The organism is Pseudomonas sp. HB05 (assembly GCF_016756915.1).
In the GTDB taxonomy this organism is placed as follows: Bacteria; Pseudomonadota; Gammaproteobacteria; order Pseudomonadales; family Pseudomonadaceae; genus Aquipseudomonas; species Aquipseudomonas alvandae.
In genome coordinates this window covers 25699-42052 of the sequence record NZ_JAESPG010000024.1, presented here as the reverse complement: position 1 = coordinate 42052, position 16354 = coordinate 25699, and the positions used below count along the sequence as shown (strand labels likewise).

The following is a 16354-nucleotide window of genomic DNA, read 5'->3' as shown; positions in this document are numbered from 1 at the left end:
GTCTTCTTCACTCCGCAGCGGGCGTCTTACAGCGGCTGGGCGATCAAGCCGCAGGCGTGGCGGTAAACCCTTGCGCGGGACCGCGATGCGGCACCCGCGCAATGTCGCGGCTAAATATAAAGACGATGGATGACCTGTCGAGTGTCGTCGGGGTCGCTGCGGGTTTCGAACCCCAGGCTGTGGGCCAGGTCCCGCATGGGGGCGTTGCTGGCGGCATCGATGGAATACATCTGGCGATAGCCATTTTTTCGAGCTGCGGCGATCAGATGCTCCATCAACAATGTCCCCAATCCTAAATGCTGCCAGTGATCGGCAACGGTCACGGCGCACTCGCATTCATGTTCAGAGGTGGCGCAGTAGCGACTGACGCCGATTTCGATCAATTGGCCATTGTCATGGACTAAGGCAACGTAGGCCAGTCGCGTCTTGCAGTCGACATCCATCAAATGATCGAGCAGGGCTGCTCCGGGCTCGTTGATTTGTGATAGGAAACGCATGTGCCGCGACTCGGGCGAGAGGCGCTTGATGAAGTCATATTCGCGCTGGCGATCCTCTTCCCGCAGCGGCCTGATCAGCACGTGCCGGCCGTCTTTCAGCGCCTGGATCCAGTGCTTGCCACTGATGCTGGCATACAGCGCGGCGGCGCGTTCGTTGTGGTCCTTGACTGTGAGCATGGAGGCCTCCATCGGGTATGAGCGTACGGTTCGGCAAACCTACGCATTCATCTCTGTTCTACGCCTTTGGCGGCAATCGATTCTGATCTGGATCAGTCCCTGCGTAGCCGCCCGTTGATTGCGCTGTAGTTGATTCAGATCAAACTGCAGGGGGCATCGCCGGGCGCACGCTGCAAAGGGAGTCGCAGATGAATTGAACAAACCGGTGGAGGTGTGCGATGGGCCAGTACCAGCGTCTGCTATTGATCGTCGAGCCCGATTTGCATCCCTCCGCAGCCATGCGCAGGGCCTGCGCCCTGGCCCGTGCCAGCGGGGCGGTGTTGCGCCTGTGCGTGTTTGTCCAACCGCCGCCTCGCACACATCTGTGGGGCGCAAAAAACGACGAGGTGACCATCCAGGGATATTTGCATCGTTATCGGCGCTGGATGGTGGAGGAAGCGACAATGCTCAGGGAGGAGGGGTTGCAAGTGGATACCGAGGTGGTCTGGACCACGCACCCGCTGCTCGACATTCTTCGCCATGTCGAGCAGTTCAAACCCGACCTGTTGATCAAGGACGTGACCTTTGAACCATTGCTCAAGCGTGTCTTCATCACACCGCTCGATTGTCATCTGCTGCGCGAATGCACGGTACCGGTGCTGCTGGTCAACCAGGCGGAGCATGGCTTGCCACGTCGGGTGGTGGCCGCGGTTGATCCCTCGGATCCTCATGCCAGTGCCTTGAACGAACGAATCGTGCAAACCGCCACCATGCTGGCCGGACAATGTGACGCCGCGTTGCATCTGTTGTATGCCTGCGACCTGTCGCCTGCAGTCAATGGCGATACCGCGTTGTTGGCTGGCGCCTGGGATGACGAGTTTGCCGATGATTTGCGTGAGTCATTGCACATGGCGTTTATCAACCTGGCCGAGCGCTGTGGCGTGCCGGCCGAGCGTCGACATTTCATCCTTGGCCTGCCTGTGCCAGTTATCCATGAGTTCGTCGACGAGATCGAGGCTGACGTGATGGTGATGGGAACCGCGCACCGCGTCGGCCTGGAGCGGTTGATTGGCAGCACCACGGAGCGGGCGCTCTATGCATTGCCGGGCAGTCTTTTGGCGGTCAGGGGATAAACCCCAGGCCATGGCGGTCGTTCCCTAATCCCGGCATCGAGCGCCAATATGTGGCGTTCGAGTCCGGACCTGGAGATTTCATCATGAGCCAGTACCAACGCTTGTTGTTGATCCTCAACCCGGCGCAACGACACTCCGCCGCGCTTCATCACGCCGCCGCCCTGGCGGCAGCCAGCGAGGCACACCTGCACATCACTGCATTGATTCCTTCGCTGGATATCTTGTCTTTGCTTGAGGAGGGGCATCGTGAAACTGCGCGGCAGCAATATTTCCAGGACCAAAGTGATTGGCTGGAGGGAGAGGCGGACAAAATGCGCCGTCGAGGCCTGGGTGTCACCACGGAGATGGCATGGGTGGACGACATGCGCGAGCAGGTTCTGGAACATGTCGTACGTTTCCAGCCGGACTTGCTGATCAAGCAGGTCCAGCATGAATCCCTGCTCAAGCGCGCGTTCTTCACGCCGCTGGATTGGCATCTGCTACGCGAGTGCCCCATTGCGTTGTACATGGTCGGCGCAGCCGGTCACGCCTTGCCGCGCAAGGTGGTCGCGGCGGTAGACCCCTCCAGTGCGTTTGCACAGAACAGCGGGCTCAACGACCGGGTCATTCGCCAGGCTCTGGGCTTGGCGCTGCAATGTGACGCCGAGTTGCATCTGGTTTACGCCGCTGAGGTGTCCTCGGTCTACCTGAGCGATGTGGGCGGCGGCGGCCTGGCGCTGTCGCAGCTCAGCAAGGAATTGCGGCGAAGACTGGAGAAAACCTTACTCGAACTGGCCAACCTGTTCGGCGTGCCTGCCGAACGCCGGCACTTTCTACTGGGGCACCCGGTGTCGGCGCTCAGCGAGTTTGCCTTGGAGCATGACGTTGATGTGATTGTCATGGGCAGATCCCAGCACAAAGATTCGTTTGGGCTGTTGGGCAGCACGACAGAACACATCCTGTACCAGGCGCAGTGCAGTGTCCTGGCGGTCTGAAGAAACGGCCCTGGTGCAAACGATACGAGGTACCGCGACACCGTGGAGATCTGAGCGAGCGCCTTGCCGCGCTGGCCGCATGCCTTGGGGTGGGCTGAAGGTGAGGTAAATCGCAGGTCACGCGAGGCGTTCGACCTCACCGCCGGTCAGGCCAATAGGCAGGCACAGTTCAAGCACGCTGCAGTTCGAGCAAGCGGCCTTGAGGGCCTGCACCTGTAGAAGTCGCGGTTCGATCTCGGCCATGGCGAAGCTCCTTTGGTTGGGGCAAGCATAGAAGAGCAACGCAGCCGTGCTTGTTTTTCTCAATTCAGGCGACACCCATTGTCGACAGCCACAGCGCAGCTATCCAGGATGGGGCACCTGGGGTGGCTATTCTCCAGCCGCCCTTGGCCGCGACATTGGCGCAAGCGTCGCGACAGCGCCGTTTATCACCTCAGCCACCCCCACATTCTTGACAATCGTCGAAGCGAGGCAAATACTCGCCGCCAATATTCATATAGATGACTATATAAGAAGGCCAAAATCTTATGAACCCACTGCCCAGCGATACCCGCCTGCCGCTCTATCAACGTTTGCGCGACCAGTTGGCCGAGCAGATCGCCAATAATCGCTGGCGCCCGGGAGAGGCGATTCCTACTGAGGCGGCGCTTTCAGCCGAATACGGGCTGTCCACCGGGACGGTGCGCAAGGCGATCGATGCGTTGGTCGCCGAGGGCATCCTGGAGCGCCAGCAAGGGCGCGGTACCTTCATTCGCCGGCCGCAGTTCCAATCGTCACTGTTCCGTTTCTTCCGTTTTCAATCCGCCTCCGGTGAACGCCGGGTTCCGGAGAGCCGGATCTTGTCGGTAGAACCTGTGGCCGCGCCTTCGGCGGTGGCTCAGGTACTGGGATTGCCGGTGGACGCGCCGGTGATCCGCATTGTCCGGCTGCGTCTGCTGGAGGTGGAGCCGGTGTTGGCCGAGGAGATCTGGCTGCCGCGCAGTCGGTTCCAGGCGCTCCTGGAGATCGACCTGAACCAGAAAGGCCCGCTGCTCTATCCCATCTATGAAGAAACCTGCGGGCAGGTCGTGGCCTACGCGCAGGAAACGCTCACCGCCGAGTCGGTCAACGAGGTGTACGCCCGTTTGTTGCAGGTCCCGGTGAACAGCCCGGTGGTAGTGATCGAGCGCCTGGCGCGGGACTACGCCGGCAACCCGCTGGAGTGGCGCCGCTCACGCGGGCATGCCGAGCATTTCCGCTACAGCGTCGAGATCCGCTGACCTTGGCGGGCTAGCGGATCCTGCGGCGACCAGTCGGTTGCCGCTGCCCTTGTCATTTTGTTGTTCCTGACTGGCCTTGCAGCGGCACGGTTCGCGCTCGGCTGCCTTTCGTTCCATTTATAAGGATAAAAATCATGTTCAGTTGGTATCGCCAAATCACTTCGCGGGAGCGTAAAACGTTTTGGGCGTGTTTCGGCGGATGGTCGCTCGACGCGCTGGAAGTCCAGATGTTCGGCCTGGCGATACCGGCGCTGATTGCCGCGTTCGCCTTGTCCAAGGGCGATGCCGGATTGATCAGCGGCGTCACGCTGGTCACTTCGGCCCTGGGCGGTTGGGTCGGCGGCACGTTGTCCGATCGTTACGGTCGGGTGCGCACGCTGCAATGGATGATCTTGTGGTTTTCCTTCTTCACGTTCCTGTCGGCGTTCGTCACCGGTTTCCACTCGTTGTTGATCGTCAAGGCCTTGCAGGGCTTCGGCATCGGTGGCGAGTGGGCCGCCGGCGCGGTGTTGATGGCCGAGACCATCAATCCAAAATACCGCGGCAAGGTCATGGGCACGGTCCAGAGTGCCTGGGCGGTGGGCTGGGGACTGGCGGTCGGGGTCTTCACGCTGATCTATTCGTTCGTCCCGCAGGACATGGCTTGGCGGGTGATGTTCATCGTCGGCCTGCTGCCGTCGTTCCTGATCATCTGGGTGCGCCGCAACGTCGAAGAGCCGGACAGCTTCCAGCGCCTGCAAAAGGAACAGGCCATCCCGCAGAGTTTCTTCAAGTCCCTGGCCGGCATCTTTCGTCCCGAGTTGATTCGCGTCACGTTGTTCGGTGGATTGCTCGGGCTGGGCGCCCACGGTGGCTATCACGCGGTGATGACTTGGCTGCCGACCTTCCTCAAGACCGAGCGCAATCTGTCGGTGCTTAACTCGGGCGGCTACCTGGCGGTGATCATCTTTGCCTTCTGGTGCGGTTGCGTGGTCAGTGGCTTGTTGATCGATCGCATAGGCCGACGCAAGAACATCCTGCTCTTCGCGTTGTGCTGCGTGATCACCGTGCAGTGCTACGTGTTCATGCCGCTGAGCAATACCCAGATGCTCTTCCTGGGCTTTCCGCTGGGCTTCTTCGCGGCGGGCATCCCGGCGAGTCTCGGGGCGTTCTTCAATGAGCTGTACCCGGCGGACGTACGCGGTGCCGGCGTCGGTTTCTGCTACAACTTCGGCCGGGTGCTGTCGGCGGTGTTCCCGTTCCTGGTCGGCCACATGAGCGACTCGATGTCCCTGGGCTCGGCCATTGGCATCGACGCCGGCATTGCCTACGGCGTGGCGGTGCTTGCGGCGCTGTGCCTGCCGGAAACCCGAGGCCGGAGCCTGGAAGCCACTGCGCCTGCGGCGTCCGACCTGGCACCCGGCGGCGAGCGCGCCCGGGCCTGATTATTTCTTATTTACGCTAGATGAAGACTCATGGTTGATCTCACCAAGACGCCGGTTACCGGCATCGATTGCCACGCTCATGTGTTCAGCCGGGAGCTGGAGTGGGCGGCGGTGCGGCGCTACACACCGGACTACGACGCCACGCTCGGGCAATACCTGGGTCATTTGCAAACCCACGGCCTCAGCCACGGCGTGTTGGTGCAGCCGAGCTTTCTCGGCACGGATAACCGCTACCTGCTGGCCGCCCTACGACAAGCGCCGGAGCAGTTGCGCGGGGTTGTGGTGGTGGGGCCGGGTATCGGCCGCGCTACGCTGGAGCACATGGCCCGGCTGGGGGTGGTCGGCGTTCGCTTGAACCTGATGGGCAAGGCCTTGCCCGATTTTCGCGAAGCCGCCTGGAAGGAATTGCTTGGCCATCTCGCGACATTGGGCTGGCATGTGGAATTGCATGCCCCGGTGGCGGAGCTGCCAAGCTTGATTCGTCAGTTGATCCCGTTTGGCGTGCAGGTGGTCATCGACCATTTCGGTCGCCCGGATGCGCGTCTGGGCATCGACCAACCGGGTTTTGCCGAGTTGTTGGCGCTGGGGCTCGGCGGACACGTATGGGTGAAGGTCTCGGGCATCTATCGGCTGGCGGGGACGGACCGGCGGAACCTGGAATTTGCCCGCGCCGCACTGGCCTTGCTTGAGCAGAATTTCGGCCGCCAGCGTCTGGTATGGGGCAGTGACTGGCCCCATACACAACATGAGGCCAGCGTCGGCTTCGATACCGTGATGCAACAGTTGCGGGCGTTGGAGTGTGCGGGTCCGCTCATGCGTGCGCTGATGGTCGAAACACCGCGTGCATTGTTCGGGTTCTGATGTCAGCGGAGGTGCCGTCGAATTTTCCTGAACTCGCGGGTTGGATAGGGATCTAGAATCCATTGCAGCTGCATGAAAAAATCCGCGCCGGCGTATGAAAGGATTTATCCGGGCCGGGATCGCGCCTCGGATTTTGACCGCAAGCGCTGTGTAGCAGGCATCCAGCCAGGCGGATTGAGGATCAGTAATGTCGAATATTGAAGCGTTTCCCCTGGAGACGCGCACGCCGAGCGAGTACGAAAGTCTCGTGTCAATGGGGGCCAACGCGCTCGATGCGATTCCCGGCGCGGTGTATCTCTGCGACCGCCAGGGTTGGCTGGTCCGCTACAACAGCGAGGCAGCAACCCTGTGGGGACGCACGCCAATAGTGGGTGAGGGCGGCGACCGGTTTTGCGGTTCCTATCGTCTCTACCTGCCCGACGGTACGCCGCTGGCGTTCGAAGATTGCCCGATGGCCTCGGCGCTTGAAGACGGCGCGGCGACGCGTAACCAGGAAGTGCTCATCGAGCGTCCGGACGGAACGCGGATCGTGGCACTGGTCAACATCCGCGCCTTGAAAGATGGTCATGGAATCATTCAAGGGGCAATCAACTGTTTCCAGGACGTCTCGGCGCACCACGCCCTGGAGCAAGAGCTGCGGCGCAAGAATGCCGACCTGGAAGACTTCTTCGAAAACAGCGCCGTCGGCCTGCACATCGTCAGTGGCGACGGCATCATCCTGCGTGCCAACAAGGCCGAATTGGCCCTGCTGGGGTATTCGGCGGACGAATACATTGGCCGGCCCATCGCTGATTTTCATGTCGATGAGCCGGTGATTGGCGACATCCTGGGCAAATTGAGCAGTGGCGAGTGCCTGGAAAGTTATCCCGCGCGATTGAAGGCCAAGGACGGTTCGATCAAGTACGTCACCATCACCTCCAATGGCCGGTTCGAGGACGGCAAGCTGTTCAATACGCGCTGCTTCACGGTTGACATGACCTGTGTCCACCTGGCCGAGGCGGCGCGCCAGGAGAGCGATGATCGGTTGTCCGCGACGTACGAAGCGGCAACGATTGGCATCGCCGAGGCGGGGGCGGACGGCCGACTGCTGCGCGTGAATGACGCCCTCTGCAACATGCTCGGTCGCTCCCGCGAAGAACTGCTGGACATGACGTTCCTGGACTACACCCACACCGACAGCCACGACCAGGACGCGGCCTTGTATGCGCGCCAGGTGGCGGGCGAGCTGGACCACTATGTGCTGCGCAAGCGCGCCTTCAAGCCTGATGGCGAGACTGTCTACCTGGACATCCACAGCTCCTCCGTGCGGGATACGCATGGCGGATTCCGCTATGGCGTGCGGGTACTCCAGGACGTCACGCTGGCGCGGCGGATGGAAAACCAGGTCCGTGAAAGCGAACGGCACATGCGCAATCTGCTCGAGGCATTGCCGGCGGCGGTCTACACCACCGACGCCCAAGGACGCATCACTTTTTTCAACCGGGCGGCTATCGAGTTGTCGGGGCGCACGCCTCAATTGGGCGACCTGTGGTGCGTGACCTGGAAATTGTTCAACACCGACGGAAGCTTCCTGCCCCACGACCAATGCCCGATGGCCGTCGCCCTGAAGGAAAACCGACCGATACGCGGGGTCGAGGCCATCGCGGAGCGTCCCGACGGCAGTCGCGTGCCGTTCACACCATACCCGACGCCGCTGCACGATGCCGAGGGCAACCTGGTGGGCGCGATCAACATGTTGGTGGACATCACCGAGCGCAAGCAGGCCGAAGACCGGCAGAAAACCCTGATCGACGAGCTCAACCATCGGGTCAAGAACACCCTGGCCACCGTGCAATCCCTGGCGGCCCAAACCTCACGCAACGCGGAAAGCGCCAAGGAGGGCTACAACCGCTTCGAGGCACGCCTGCTCGCCTTGTCGCGCGCCCACGATCTCCTGACGAGGCGGCATTGGGGACAGACGCCCCTGGCGTCGCTGGCCCAGGAAGTACTGCTGCCGATATTCGGCGCCGAGCCCGGCCGTGTCACGATCGAAGGCGATGCCGTCGATGTCGATACCCGCGTAGCGCTCAGCCTCACGATGACCCTCAACGAACTGGCAATCAACGCCCTCAAGTACGGCGCGATGTCCGTCGAGACAGGCAGGCTTTCAGTGAATTGGAACGTCCAAGCGCAATCGAACGGAAACTTGTTGACCTTGGATTGGCGTGAGCAGGGCGGGCCCCCGGTGTCACCGCCGGAACGCGAAGGGCTGGGATCGCGTTTGATGAAGCGCTGCATCGAGCGCGACCTGGGTGGGATATTCGTGCTGACCTATGCCCCAGAGGGCGTTCTCTGTCGCTTCTCGTTCATGGTCACTGAGCATTCGGCATGACCCTTTTTGCGGGTATCAGGGTCCTGCTCGTGGAGGACGAAGGCACGGTCGCGATGTTGATCGAGGAAATGCTTGAGGACCTGGGATGCACAGTGGTGGCGTCCGTGCCACGGCTCGCCCTGGCACGGGAGAAGGCGGGTACGGCGCAAGTCGACCTGGCGATCCTGGACGTCAATCTCGCCGGGGAACGGGTCTTCCCGGTGGCTGAAATCCTGCGTGGGCGTGGGGTTCCGTTCCTGTTCAGCACCGGATACGGCGCGAGCGGCCTGCCCGAGGAGTTTGCGCAAAGTCCGGTTTTGCACAAGCCGTTTTCAGAAAGCGAATTACAGCTGAAGATAGCGCTGACATTAAACAAACAAGCACGGTCCAAGGAGCAACCATGAGTTTGAACGGCCAATACGATTCGCAGAATATCTTTGCGATGATTCTTCGCGGTGAAGCACCCGCCTACAAGATTTACGAGGACGCCGATGTATTGGCCTTCCTGGATATTTTCCCTCAGTCGCGCGGCCATGTGCTGGTGATTCCCAAGGCATCCCAGGCTCGCAACATCCTCGAAGTGGAACCCGCGGTTCTCGGCACGTTGATGTCAGCCGTGCAGCGCCTGACCCGCGTCATCGTTGACGAATTGCAGCCGGACGGTGTGCAGATCGCTCAGTTCAACGGCGCACCGGCCGGGCAGACGGTCTATCACATCCATGTGCACATCATTCCGCGCTGGGAAGGCGAGGCGCCTGGCGCCCACGGGCAGGGGAAGGCCGATCCGCAGGAGCTTGAGGCGTTGCAGGCGCGGTTGGTGGAGCGTGTTCGTTCGGCGGGCTGAGGCCGTAGCGCTTGTCTGGTTTGGACGCTAACATCCGCGCTGACCTCCCAACACCGCGGACCCCACTCGATGAAATTGCGCCTGCTCACAGCTGCCTTGTTTTTCGCCTGCACCCTGGCCCACGCCGCCGAGCCGAAAATCCCCAAAGCCCTGGAACAGCAGGTCGGGCACTTGGTGGCGCTGCTCAAGGACAGCTATGCCACCGGCTACCCCGAAGCGACGCTGGTGCAGACCCTGGACACCGGTGAGGACAGCCAGGTCACGCTCGCGGTCTTTACCCTCGAGGGTTTCGGGATGGGTAACAACTACAGCCAGTACCTGGCGGTCTTCAATCCCGAGGAGAACGAAGAAGGCGTGCCGCATTACAGTCTGTTGGACGTGATGCGCATCGGCGGTGACAGCTGGCGGGCGATCGATAAGCTGGACGCCAAGCTGGTCAGCGACCCGGCGGGTGAGCAGACCTTGATCGACATCCCCGTGATGGAAAATACCGACGACGATGCGCCGAATTTCCCCAGCAGGGCGGCGGTCATCCACCTTTCCCTGGATGGCTCACCCTCCCTGCGGTTGATGGAGATCAAATAAGGCGATGTCGTGATGCCTCTATTGCAGCGGAACATACACATCGGTTTGCCATTGATCCTGTGGCGTCTCTGGGTAGACGCTCAGGTAGTGGAAGAACAGCGGCTGGTCCCGAAGCTCTTCGCCGCTGGCGGGAAGCCAGTCGCGGTAGATCGGGTAGATCGTTTCGCCGATGTGATCCGGTGACCCCGCGTGGCGAACCACGACATAGCGGCCGCCAGGTATGACGAGCGGCTGGACGCCGAACTCGTTCGGCGCCACTTCCTCGTCAATCTCACCACAGATCGCGAAGCGGAAGGCCTGTGGCGGTGTCGTATCGGGATTGCCGTAAGGGATGCCGAACGTGCGGCTTGTCGCCACCGGCGATTGTCCGCTGCGCATGCGCCACTCGATGAACTGGCGCACGCTTTCATTGACGAGCCCCGGAGGTCCGCGGTGCTCAAGCGTCGCTACCTTGATTTCAGGGCATTCAACGATTCGAACGTGCATGAGGATATTCCTTGAGAAATGGGGGATGGCAAACACCGTACTCCAGACCTGCCAGTTCGGGTTCTTCCTGAACACACTCGGCGCCATGCCGAACGCTCGTCCGAACGCCCGGCTAAAGGCTTCGGGACTTTGAAAGCCTGCATCCAGTGTCGCGTCCAATACCGAGCAATCTGCGTTTGCAATCAGGCGATGTGCCGCGCGTCGCAGCCGCATCAGTTGCACATAACGTGAAACGGGTACGCCCGTGAACGCCGTAAACTGCCGATGGAAGTGAAACACCGAGAAGTTCGCCACATCACTCAGCGCCTTTACCGACAGATCCCCTTCGAGATGGGTATCGATGTAGGCCAGGACGGCGGCGAAGCGTTTTGTGTAAGCGAAATCGCTCGGTTGTTCAGGCACGGGTAAAGGCTCTTGGAGGTGCGGTCGGCGTAGAGTCTTCGATTGGCCATGGGCCTGCCTAGCCGCGTTTGCTCAAAAGAGCGTAGCTCGGCCGTCGAGATTGGGGGCGTTCGCCAACGAGCGTCAATGACGATCAGCGGTTATACGAATTTATGTAGTTTTGATATGAGTCCTATGCCATTGGCACGGTTTATCGATCAATGCTGCGTGGGTAGTTTGTTCTCGACGATATCCATCGAGAGGCAACCCAATGAAGGCAAGCACCTTGTATTTCGCGTTATGCGCGGCGGCGCCTTTTGCCGACGCCGCCGGCCAGGAAGGCGCCGGCGGGTCGCGCACGTCACAGCAGATCAGCCGAGCGGGCAGCCAGGCCTCGGCCGCAGGGCCTGAGGATTATTTCACCGGTCGCGTGCGGGTTGATCCGTTGTTTCCTGCCACAGGCGAAATCAATGCCTCCGCGGCCTACGTCAGCTTTGAACCTGGCGCGCGCTCGGCCTGGCATACACATCCCGCCGGCCAGCGATTGGTGGTGGTATCCGGCATTGGCCTGACGCAGGAGTGGGGCAAGCCGGTGCAGCAGATTCGCCCGGGAGACGTGATTGTCTGTCCGCCGGGCGTCAAGCATTGGCACGGCGCTGCGCCAGACAGCGCCATGACCCACCTGGCCGTGACCGGCACGGTGGACGGCAAGAATGTGCAATGGATGGAAAAAGTCAGCGAAGAGCAATACGAAACCGGCGCAACACCGACGCCGCCGACCGCGCCGGATAACGTGACGGTTTCACAAACCCTGTCGGCCAAGCAGCAAGCCATCCCGGTGATTGCCGCCGCCATGGCGACGAGCAACATGCCGGCGCTCAATACCGCATTGAATCAAGGGCTGGATGCGGGCCTGACCGTCAGCGAGGCCAAGGAAATCCTGGTGCAGCTCTACGCCTACAGTGGTTTTCCCCGCAGTCTCAACGCGCTGGGTGAACTGATGAAAGTCGTGGAGGCGCGCAAGCAACGTGGCGTGCAGGACGAGCCGGGGCGTGAACCCGCTGGCCCGATTCCCACCGGCGACGCATTGCTGGCGGTAGGCAAGGCCAATCAGACGCGCATTGCCGGCGCCCCCGTCCAGGGGCCGTTGTTCGACTTCGTTCCGGTCATCAACCAATACCTGCAGACGCATTTGTTTGGCGATATTTTCGAACGCGACAATCTGGATTGGCAAAGCCGTGAGCTGGCGACGGTCGCCGCGCTGGCGGTTACCCCAGGCGTGGATTCACAACTGCGCTCGCACATGGCCGCCAGCCTGCGAGTCGGCCTGAGCGCGGCGCAATTGCGGCAAGTGATCCAGTTATTGGAAGAGCAGGGCGACGCCGCTGCGGCCAAGCGTGCTGCTCAAGCGTTGGACGCCAGTCAGTCCTCGTAGCGCAAGGCGTCGCGCAACAGCGTGAAGGCCGGCGAATTCTGGCGGCGGCTGGGGTAATAGAGGTGATAGCCGGAAAACGGCTCGCACCAATCCTCCAGCACGCGGATCAACCGGCCTTGCGCCACGGCGTCCTCTACCAGATCCTCAGGCATGAACGCCAGGCCCAATCCCTGGATCGCGGCCTCCAGGCGCATGGCAATCGTGTTGAATACCAGTTGGCCCTCCACCCGCACTTGCACTTCCTGAGCGTTTTTCTCGAATTCCCAGACGTAGAGGCCGCCATGAGTCGGCATGCGCAGGTTGATGCAATTGTGGGCCGTAAGGTCATTGGGAGTCCGAGGCACGGCGTGCCGGGCGAAATACGCAGGGGAGCCCACGACTGCCATGCGCATGTCCGGGCCGATGCGCAGGGCGATCATGTCCTTGGCGACCTGGGGACCCAGCCGCACCCCGGCGTCGAAACCCTCTGCGACGATATCCGTAAAGCCGTAGTCAACGATGATTTCGATATTAAGGTCGGGATTGTCGGGTAACAGCTTGGCGAGAACGGGCTGCAAAACAGTGATTGCCGAGTGCTCGCCCGTGGTGATGCGCAACTTGCCGGCCGGCTTGTCGCGAAACTCACTGAGCATCGCCATTTCCTGGTCGATCTCCTCAAGCCTCGGCGCGACCACCTGCAATAGTCGTTCGCCCGCTTCGGTGGGCGCGACACTGCGCGTGGTCCGCGACAACAACCGGACCCCCAGGCGCTCCTCCAACTGACGCATCGCCCGGCTCAGCGCTGGTTGCGACATGCCGAGCTTGGCGGCGGCGCGGGTGAAGCTGCGCTCCTGGGCGACGACGGAGAAGATGGCGAGTTGGTCGTAGCGTTCTGTGGTCATTGATCCGCCTCGGGTATGAGCAGGCAGGGATTATGAACAGGAACGACTGGAATGACCCAGCCCCGAATCATCGAAAACTCAGGGTTACGCACATCCAATATGCACGCGATACCGGATACACCGGTCAAACCGGTCTTCCGGGTTTTCGTAAGCTTCCAACTTTTCCAGAAAACCCGTGCGCTCAAGAACGGCCAAGTCCTTGAGCGTCCAGTCAAAAGGAAAGTCGCCGGAGAACGTCTTGCCTTGATGTTCAACCCAGTGATCGACCGGGAAGGGCATGTAGCCGAGCCATTCGGATTGATAGGTGATTTGGTCGCAGTCGCCTGCGATCACAACGGCGCGGATCCGATGCTTGATGAAGGCTACACGTTCATCCATGGTTTTTCCGATCCTGGTTGATGCTCGAATTCATTTCAGGTTGTTCTGGAAGAAACTCGTCAACTTGTCAAACGGAATCAGATCGACCCGATCATAAAGATCAACATGCCCGGCCCCAGGAATGATCACCAGTTCCTTGGGCTGGCCGGCGAGGTTGTAAGCCTCTTCGCTGAACTCCCTGGAATGCGCATCGGCGCCGGCAATGAACAGCATGGGGTGAGGCGAAATGGTCTCGATGTCATTGAGTGGATAGAAGTTCATGAACTTGATGTTGCTGGTCAGCGTCGGGTGCGTGGTCAGGTCTTTCGACGAGCTGGCCGGCGTGAACTCGCCGCGCGGGGTGCGGTAGAAGTCGTAGAACTCCCGTTGGATCGGGTGGGTATTTTCATCCAACTGATGCACCGTACCGCTGGTGTACAGCGTTTCGCCGCCGACGAACTCCACATTACGCTGCTGTGTCGCCTGAGCGATGACGGCCCGGCGCTGATCGAGCGTCTGGGAATGCTTCAACCCGTTGCGATTGACGCCGCCCATGTCATACATGCTCACAGTCGCAATGGCTTTCATGCGCGGGTCGATCTTGGCGGCGCTGATGACGAAGCTGCCGCTGCCACAAATACCGATGGCACCAATGCGCTCCTTGTCGACGAAGGGCTGGGCGCTGAGAAAATCCACGGCGGCGCTGAAGTCCTCGGCGTAGATATCCGGCGAGACCGCATTGCGCGGCTGGCCCGCGCTTTCGCCCCAGAATGAAAGATCCAGGGAGAGGGTCACGAAGCCTTTTTCCGCCATCTTCGTCGCATATAGATTCGCGCTCTGTTCCTTCACAGCGCCCATTGGATGGCCCACGACAATCGCCGGATTGCTTTTCTTGCCATTGAGGTTCTTCGGAATGAACAGGTTTCCCGCGACGTTCATTTGATACTGGTTCTTGAAGTTGACCTTTTGCACGGTGACTTCGTCGCTGGTGTAGAAGTTGTCTGCGCCGTTGGACATATCGGCTCCTATTGCTGAAAGAGAACTGAACAGAAGGGTTAATAAAACGATGATCTTTTTCATGGGGAATCCTGTCGGTGCGAAGTAATCAGTTCTGGGAAAACGTCACCTGCACGTCTCGCCGGCCCAACGCTTGCGCCAGTCTTGCGGCATCGCCTATATGCCCCAGCCGGGTGTAGGCGTAGGTTGAGTCGAAGGTCGTGTAGAAAATGACTAGGGTGTCGGTGCCGTACAGCATCAGGTCGCCGTTGTGGATCGTTCCCGGCTTGCTCGCTTGGGCGGGGAGCTTCTGCGGAAGGGAGGCGTATTTCTCGTTGCGGTTGAGATCACTCATCTCCAACGTCAGCGGTAATAACGTGACAAATGCACGGGTGGCCGCGTTGTCAGCCAAGGTAAAGGCAAAGCGTTGTTCGCCCACGGTCATCCACATCTCAGGTTGCTCCGTTATCGAAGGTGCCGAGGCGGCACCGGAAATTGTCCCGTAGCTGCCAAGCATCAACGCTGACGCCAGCAAACCCAGCCAGACCGGTCTCATCGCGATGCCCCGAATTCGTTTCTGTTCATGGGAACAATGGTGACGCGCGGGCACTTGCGCGACTAGCTAATGAATGCTTAAAGAGGCTATAAGCACAGCTAATCAATAACCTTTGAAGCGTTTCGCCATGGTCAGAAGAAATCTCAACGATCTGCTGTCTTTCGTGACGGTGGCGCGCGAAGGCAGTTTCACCCGCGCCGCCAACGCACTGGGCGTCACGCAATCGGCCCTGAGCCAGGCCATCAATGGCCTGGAATCGCGCTTGCAAATCAGGCTGCTGACGCGGACCACCCGCAGCGTTTCGCCAACTCTCGCCGGCGAACGCTTGCTTCAGGCCATCGGCAATCGCTTCGACGAGATAGAGACGGAGCTGGACAGGCTCACGGAGCTGCGCGACAAGCCCGCCGGCACCGTGCGCATTACCTGCGGGGATCATGTCCTGCGCACGACCTTGCTGCCGAAACTGACCGGGCTGCTGCACGAATACCCGGACATCAACGTCGAGTTTGATGTCAGCTACGGCTTTCGCGACATCGTCGCGGACCGTTTCGACGCGGGCGTGCGCCTGGGCGACACCATCGACAAGGACATGGTGGCGGTGCCGATCGGCCCACCCTTGCGGATGGCCGCCGTGGCTTCGCCAGCGTATTTCGCCAGCCGCGCCATCCCCGGGCATCCTCGCGACCTGATGAACCATCGCTGTATCAACCAGCGCATGCCGACCTCCGGCGGGCTTTATGTCTGGGATTTCGAGCAGCGAGGCAAGCAAGTGAACGTGCGCGTGGACGGCCAGCTCATCTTCAACACGTCGACGCACATCGTGCAGGCGGCAGTGGCCGGGCTGGGCATTGCCTACCTGCCGGAAGAAGAATTTGAACCGTACCTTCAGGACGGCCGATTGGTGCGCATCTTGGAAGCGTGGTGCCCGCCATTCTCAGGCTACTATTTGTACTATCCGAGCCGGCGCCAACCGTCACCTGCGTTTACACTGGTTGCCAATGCGTTGCGCAAGGACATCCAGGGGGATGCCTCGAAACCGCTGCCTGCTGGCCCATAAGGCTAAAAAGCACCAGTCGTCGTTTTCAGGATACGTTTAGTCGTCCATATGCAATCGCCAGTCCCCGGGAGTGGCAAGCTGTGAAGATGCCCCGGACCAAGTGCGCTAAAGACACCTGGCCG

Annotated in this window: 17 protein-coding genes and 1 pseudogene; 11 read left to right on the top strand and 7 right to left on the bottom strand. The window is 60.7% G+C overall.

Going from position 1 to position 16354, the window contains the following annotated elements:
• Positions 1 to 110 precede the first annotated feature (110 nt).
• Positions 111 to 674 (bottom strand): GNAT family N-acetyltransferase, encoded by a 564-nt coding sequence (locus JMN22_RS20455; protein WP_198797323.1) that lies wholly within the window; start codon positions 672 to 674, stop codon positions 111 to 113.
• Between the two features lie 218 nt (positions 675 to 892).
• Here JMN22_RS20455 and JMN22_RS20450 point away from each other — a divergent pair, with 218 nt between their 5' ends.
• Together JMN22_RS20450 and JMN22_RS20445 are read left to right on the top strand one after the other, a co-directional pair.
• On the top strand, positions 893 to 1786 hold the full coding sequence (locus JMN22_RS20450; protein ID WP_198797324.1) for a universal stress protein: 894 nt from the start codon (positions 893 to 895) through the stop codon (positions 1784 to 1786).
• 83 nt (positions 1787 to 1869) lie between these two features.
• The gene (locus JMN22_RS20445) at positions 1870 to 2760 is read left to right on the top strand and encodes a universal stress protein (protein ID WP_030138747.1); all 891 of its coding nucleotides are present in this window, start codon (positions 1870 to 1872) and stop codon (positions 2758 to 2760) included.
• Between the two features lie 123 nt (positions 2761 to 2883).
• On the opposite strand, the pseudogene JMN22_RS20440 reads toward JMN22_RS20445, so the two are convergent.
• Positions 2884 to 3003 (bottom strand): annotated as a pseudogene (locus JMN22_RS20440) (Crp/Fnr family transcriptional regulator); the annotation flags it as partial.
• Positions 3004 to 3287: 284 nt separating this feature from the next.
• Here JMN22_RS20440 and JMN22_RS20435 point away from each other — a divergent pair.
• From JMN22_RS20435 to JMN22_RS20405, 7 genes are all read left to right on the top strand, one after another.
• Entirely contained in the window at positions 3288 to 4019 is a 732-nt protein-coding gene (locus tag JMN22_RS20435; RefSeq protein ID WP_198797325.1) for a GntR family transcriptional regulator, read from the top strand.
• A gap of 134 nt (positions 4020 to 4153) precedes the next feature.
• Positions 4154 to 5443 (top strand): MFS transporter, encoded by a 1290-nt coding sequence (locus JMN22_RS20430; protein WP_198797326.1) that lies wholly within the window; start codon positions 4154 to 4156, stop codon positions 5441 to 5443.
• Between the two features lie 30 nt (positions 5444 to 5473).
• On the top strand, positions 5474 to 6304 hold the full coding sequence (locus tag JMN22_RS20425; protein WP_198797327.1) for an amidohydrolase family protein: 831 nt from the start codon (positions 5474 to 5476) through the stop codon (positions 6302 to 6304).
• 187 nt (positions 6305 to 6491) lie between these two features.
• Positions 6492 to 8675, top strand: coding sequence for a PAS domain-containing sensor histidine kinase (locus JMN22_RS20420; protein ID WP_198797328.1), 2184 nt, complete (start codon positions 6492 to 6494; stop codon positions 8673 to 8675).
• Positions 8672 to 9058, top strand: coding sequence for a response regulator (locus tag JMN22_RS20415; protein WP_198797329.1), 387 nt, complete (start codon positions 8672 to 8674; stop codon positions 9056 to 9058). The genes JMN22_RS20420 and JMN22_RS20415 overlap by 4 nt, the downstream gene beginning before the upstream one ends.
• Complete coding sequence (locus JMN22_RS20410) at positions 9055 to 9498, top strand: HIT family protein (RefSeq protein WP_030138753.1); 444 nt, start codon at positions 9055 to 9057, stop codon at positions 9496 to 9498. The genes JMN22_RS20415 and JMN22_RS20410 overlap by 4 nt, the downstream gene beginning before the upstream one ends.
• 69 nt (positions 9499 to 9567) lie before the next feature.
• Positions 9568 to 10083 (top strand): hypothetical protein, encoded by a 516-nt coding sequence (locus JMN22_RS20405; RefSeq protein ID WP_198797330.1) that lies wholly within the window; start codon positions 9568 to 9570, stop codon positions 10081 to 10083.
• A gap of 18 nt (positions 10084 to 10101) precedes the next feature.
• On the opposite strand, the gene JMN22_RS20400 is transcribed toward JMN22_RS20405, so the two are convergent.
• Positions 10102 to 10971, bottom strand: coding sequence for a GyrI-like domain-containing protein (locus tag JMN22_RS20400; RefSeq protein ID WP_198797331.1), 870 nt, complete (start codon positions 10969 to 10971; stop codon positions 10102 to 10104).
• Positions 10972 to 11221: 250 nt separating this feature from the next.
• On the opposite strand from JMN22_RS20400, the gene JMN22_RS20395 reads away from it, so the two are divergent.
• Complete coding sequence (locus JMN22_RS20395) at positions 11222 to 12385, top strand: (R)-mandelonitrile lyase (protein WP_198797332.1); 1164 nt, start codon at positions 11222 to 11224, stop codon at positions 12383 to 12385.
• On the opposite strand, the gene JMN22_RS20390 is transcribed toward JMN22_RS20395, so the two are convergent.
• From JMN22_RS20390 to JMN22_RS20375, 4 genes are all read right to left on the bottom strand, one after another.
• Positions 12373 to 13266, bottom strand: a complete 894-nt coding sequence (locus JMN22_RS20390; protein WP_198797333.1) for a LysR family transcriptional regulator — start codon at positions 13264 to 13266, stop codon at positions 12373 to 12375. The genes JMN22_RS20395 and JMN22_RS20390 overlap by 13 nt on opposite strands.
• Positions 13267 to 13350: 84 nt before the next feature.
• Complete coding sequence (locus JMN22_RS20385; RefSeq protein ID WP_030138758.1) at positions 13351 to 13644, bottom strand: hypothetical protein; 294 nt, start codon at positions 13642 to 13644, stop codon at positions 13351 to 13353.
• A gap of 30 nt (positions 13645 to 13674) precedes the next feature.
• The gene (locus tag JMN22_RS20380; RefSeq protein ID WP_198797334.1) at positions 13675 to 14703 is read right to left on the bottom strand and encodes an alpha/beta hydrolase; all 1029 of its coding nucleotides are present in this window, start codon (positions 14701 to 14703) and stop codon (positions 13675 to 13677) included.
• A 25-nt stretch (positions 14704 to 14728) separates the two neighbouring features.
• Complete coding sequence (locus JMN22_RS20375; RefSeq protein ID WP_198797335.1) at positions 14729 to 15175, bottom strand: cyclophilin-like fold protein; 447 nt, start codon at positions 15173 to 15175, stop codon at positions 14729 to 14731.
• Positions 15176 to 15302: 127 nt separating this feature from the next.
• Between JMN22_RS20375 and JMN22_RS20370 the strand changes: the two genes are divergently transcribed.
• On the top strand, positions 15303 to 16232 hold the full coding sequence (locus JMN22_RS20370) for a LysR family transcriptional regulator (protein ID WP_198797336.1): 930 nt from the start codon (positions 15303 to 15305) through the stop codon (positions 16230 to 16232).
• Positions 16233 to 16354: the final 122 nt, after the last annotated feature.

What these genes read in the sequence shown, in the direction of transcription:
- JMN22_RS20455 (WP_198797323.1), bottom strand. Translation starts at nt 674, where the DNA reads ATGCTCACAGTCAAGGACCACAACGAACGCGCCGCCGCGCTGTATGCC.
- JMN22_RS20450 (WP_198797324.1), top strand. Translation starts at nt 893, where the DNA reads ATGGGCCAGTACCAGCGTCTGCTATTGATCGTCGAGCCCGATTTGCAT.
- JMN22_RS20445 (WP_030138747.1), top strand. Translation starts at nt 1,870, where the DNA reads ATGAGCCAGTACCAACGCTTGTTGTTGATCCTCAACCCGGCGCAACGA.
- JMN22_RS20435 (WP_198797325.1), top strand. Translation starts at nt 3,288, where the DNA reads ATGAACCCACTGCCCAGCGATACCCGCCTGCCGCTCTATCAACGTTTG.
- JMN22_RS20430 (WP_198797326.1), top strand. Translation starts at nt 4,154, where the DNA reads ATGTTCAGTTGGTATCGCCAAATCACTTCGCGGGAGCGTAAAACGTTT.
- JMN22_RS20425 (WP_198797327.1), top strand. Translation starts at nt 5,474, where the DNA reads ATGGTTGATCTCACCAAGACGCCGGTTACCGGCATCGATTGCCACGCT.
- JMN22_RS20420 (WP_198797328.1), top strand. Translation starts at nt 6,492, where the DNA reads ATGTCGAATATTGAAGCGTTTCCCCTGGAGACGCGCACGCCGAGCGAG.
- JMN22_RS20415 (WP_198797329.1), top strand. Translation starts at nt 8,672, where the DNA reads ATGACCCTTTTTGCGGGTATCAGGGTCCTGCTCGTGGAGGACGAAGGC.
- JMN22_RS20410 (WP_030138753.1), top strand. Translation starts at nt 9,055, where the DNA reads ATGAGTTTGAACGGCCAATACGATTCGCAGAATATCTTTGCGATGATT.
- JMN22_RS20405 (WP_198797330.1), top strand. Translation starts at nt 9,568, where the DNA reads ATGAAATTGCGCCTGCTCACAGCTGCCTTGTTTTTCGCCTGCACCCTG.
- JMN22_RS20395 (WP_198797332.1), top strand. Translation starts at nt 11,222, where the DNA reads ATGAAGGCAAGCACCTTGTATTTCGCGTTATGCGCGGCGGCGCCTTTT.
- JMN22_RS20390 (WP_198797333.1), bottom strand. Translation starts at nt 13,266, where the DNA reads ATGACCACAGAACGCTACGACCAACTCGCCATCTTCTCCGTCGTCGCC.
- JMN22_RS20385 (WP_030138758.1), bottom strand. Translation starts at nt 13,644, where the DNA reads ATGGATGAACGTGTAGCCTTCATCAAGCATCGGATCCGCGCCGTTGTG.
- JMN22_RS20380 (WP_198797334.1), bottom strand. Translation starts at nt 14,703, where the DNA reads ATGAAAAAGATCATCGTTTTATTAACCCTTCTGTTCAGTTCTCTTTCA.
- JMN22_RS20375 (WP_198797335.1), bottom strand. Translation starts at nt 15,175, where the DNA reads ATGAGACCGGTCTGGCTGGGTTTGCTGGCGTCAGCGTTGATGCTTGGC.
- JMN22_RS20370 (WP_198797336.1), top strand. Translation starts at nt 15,303, where the DNA reads ATGGTCAGAAGAAATCTCAACGATCTGCTGTCTTTCGTGACGGTGGCG.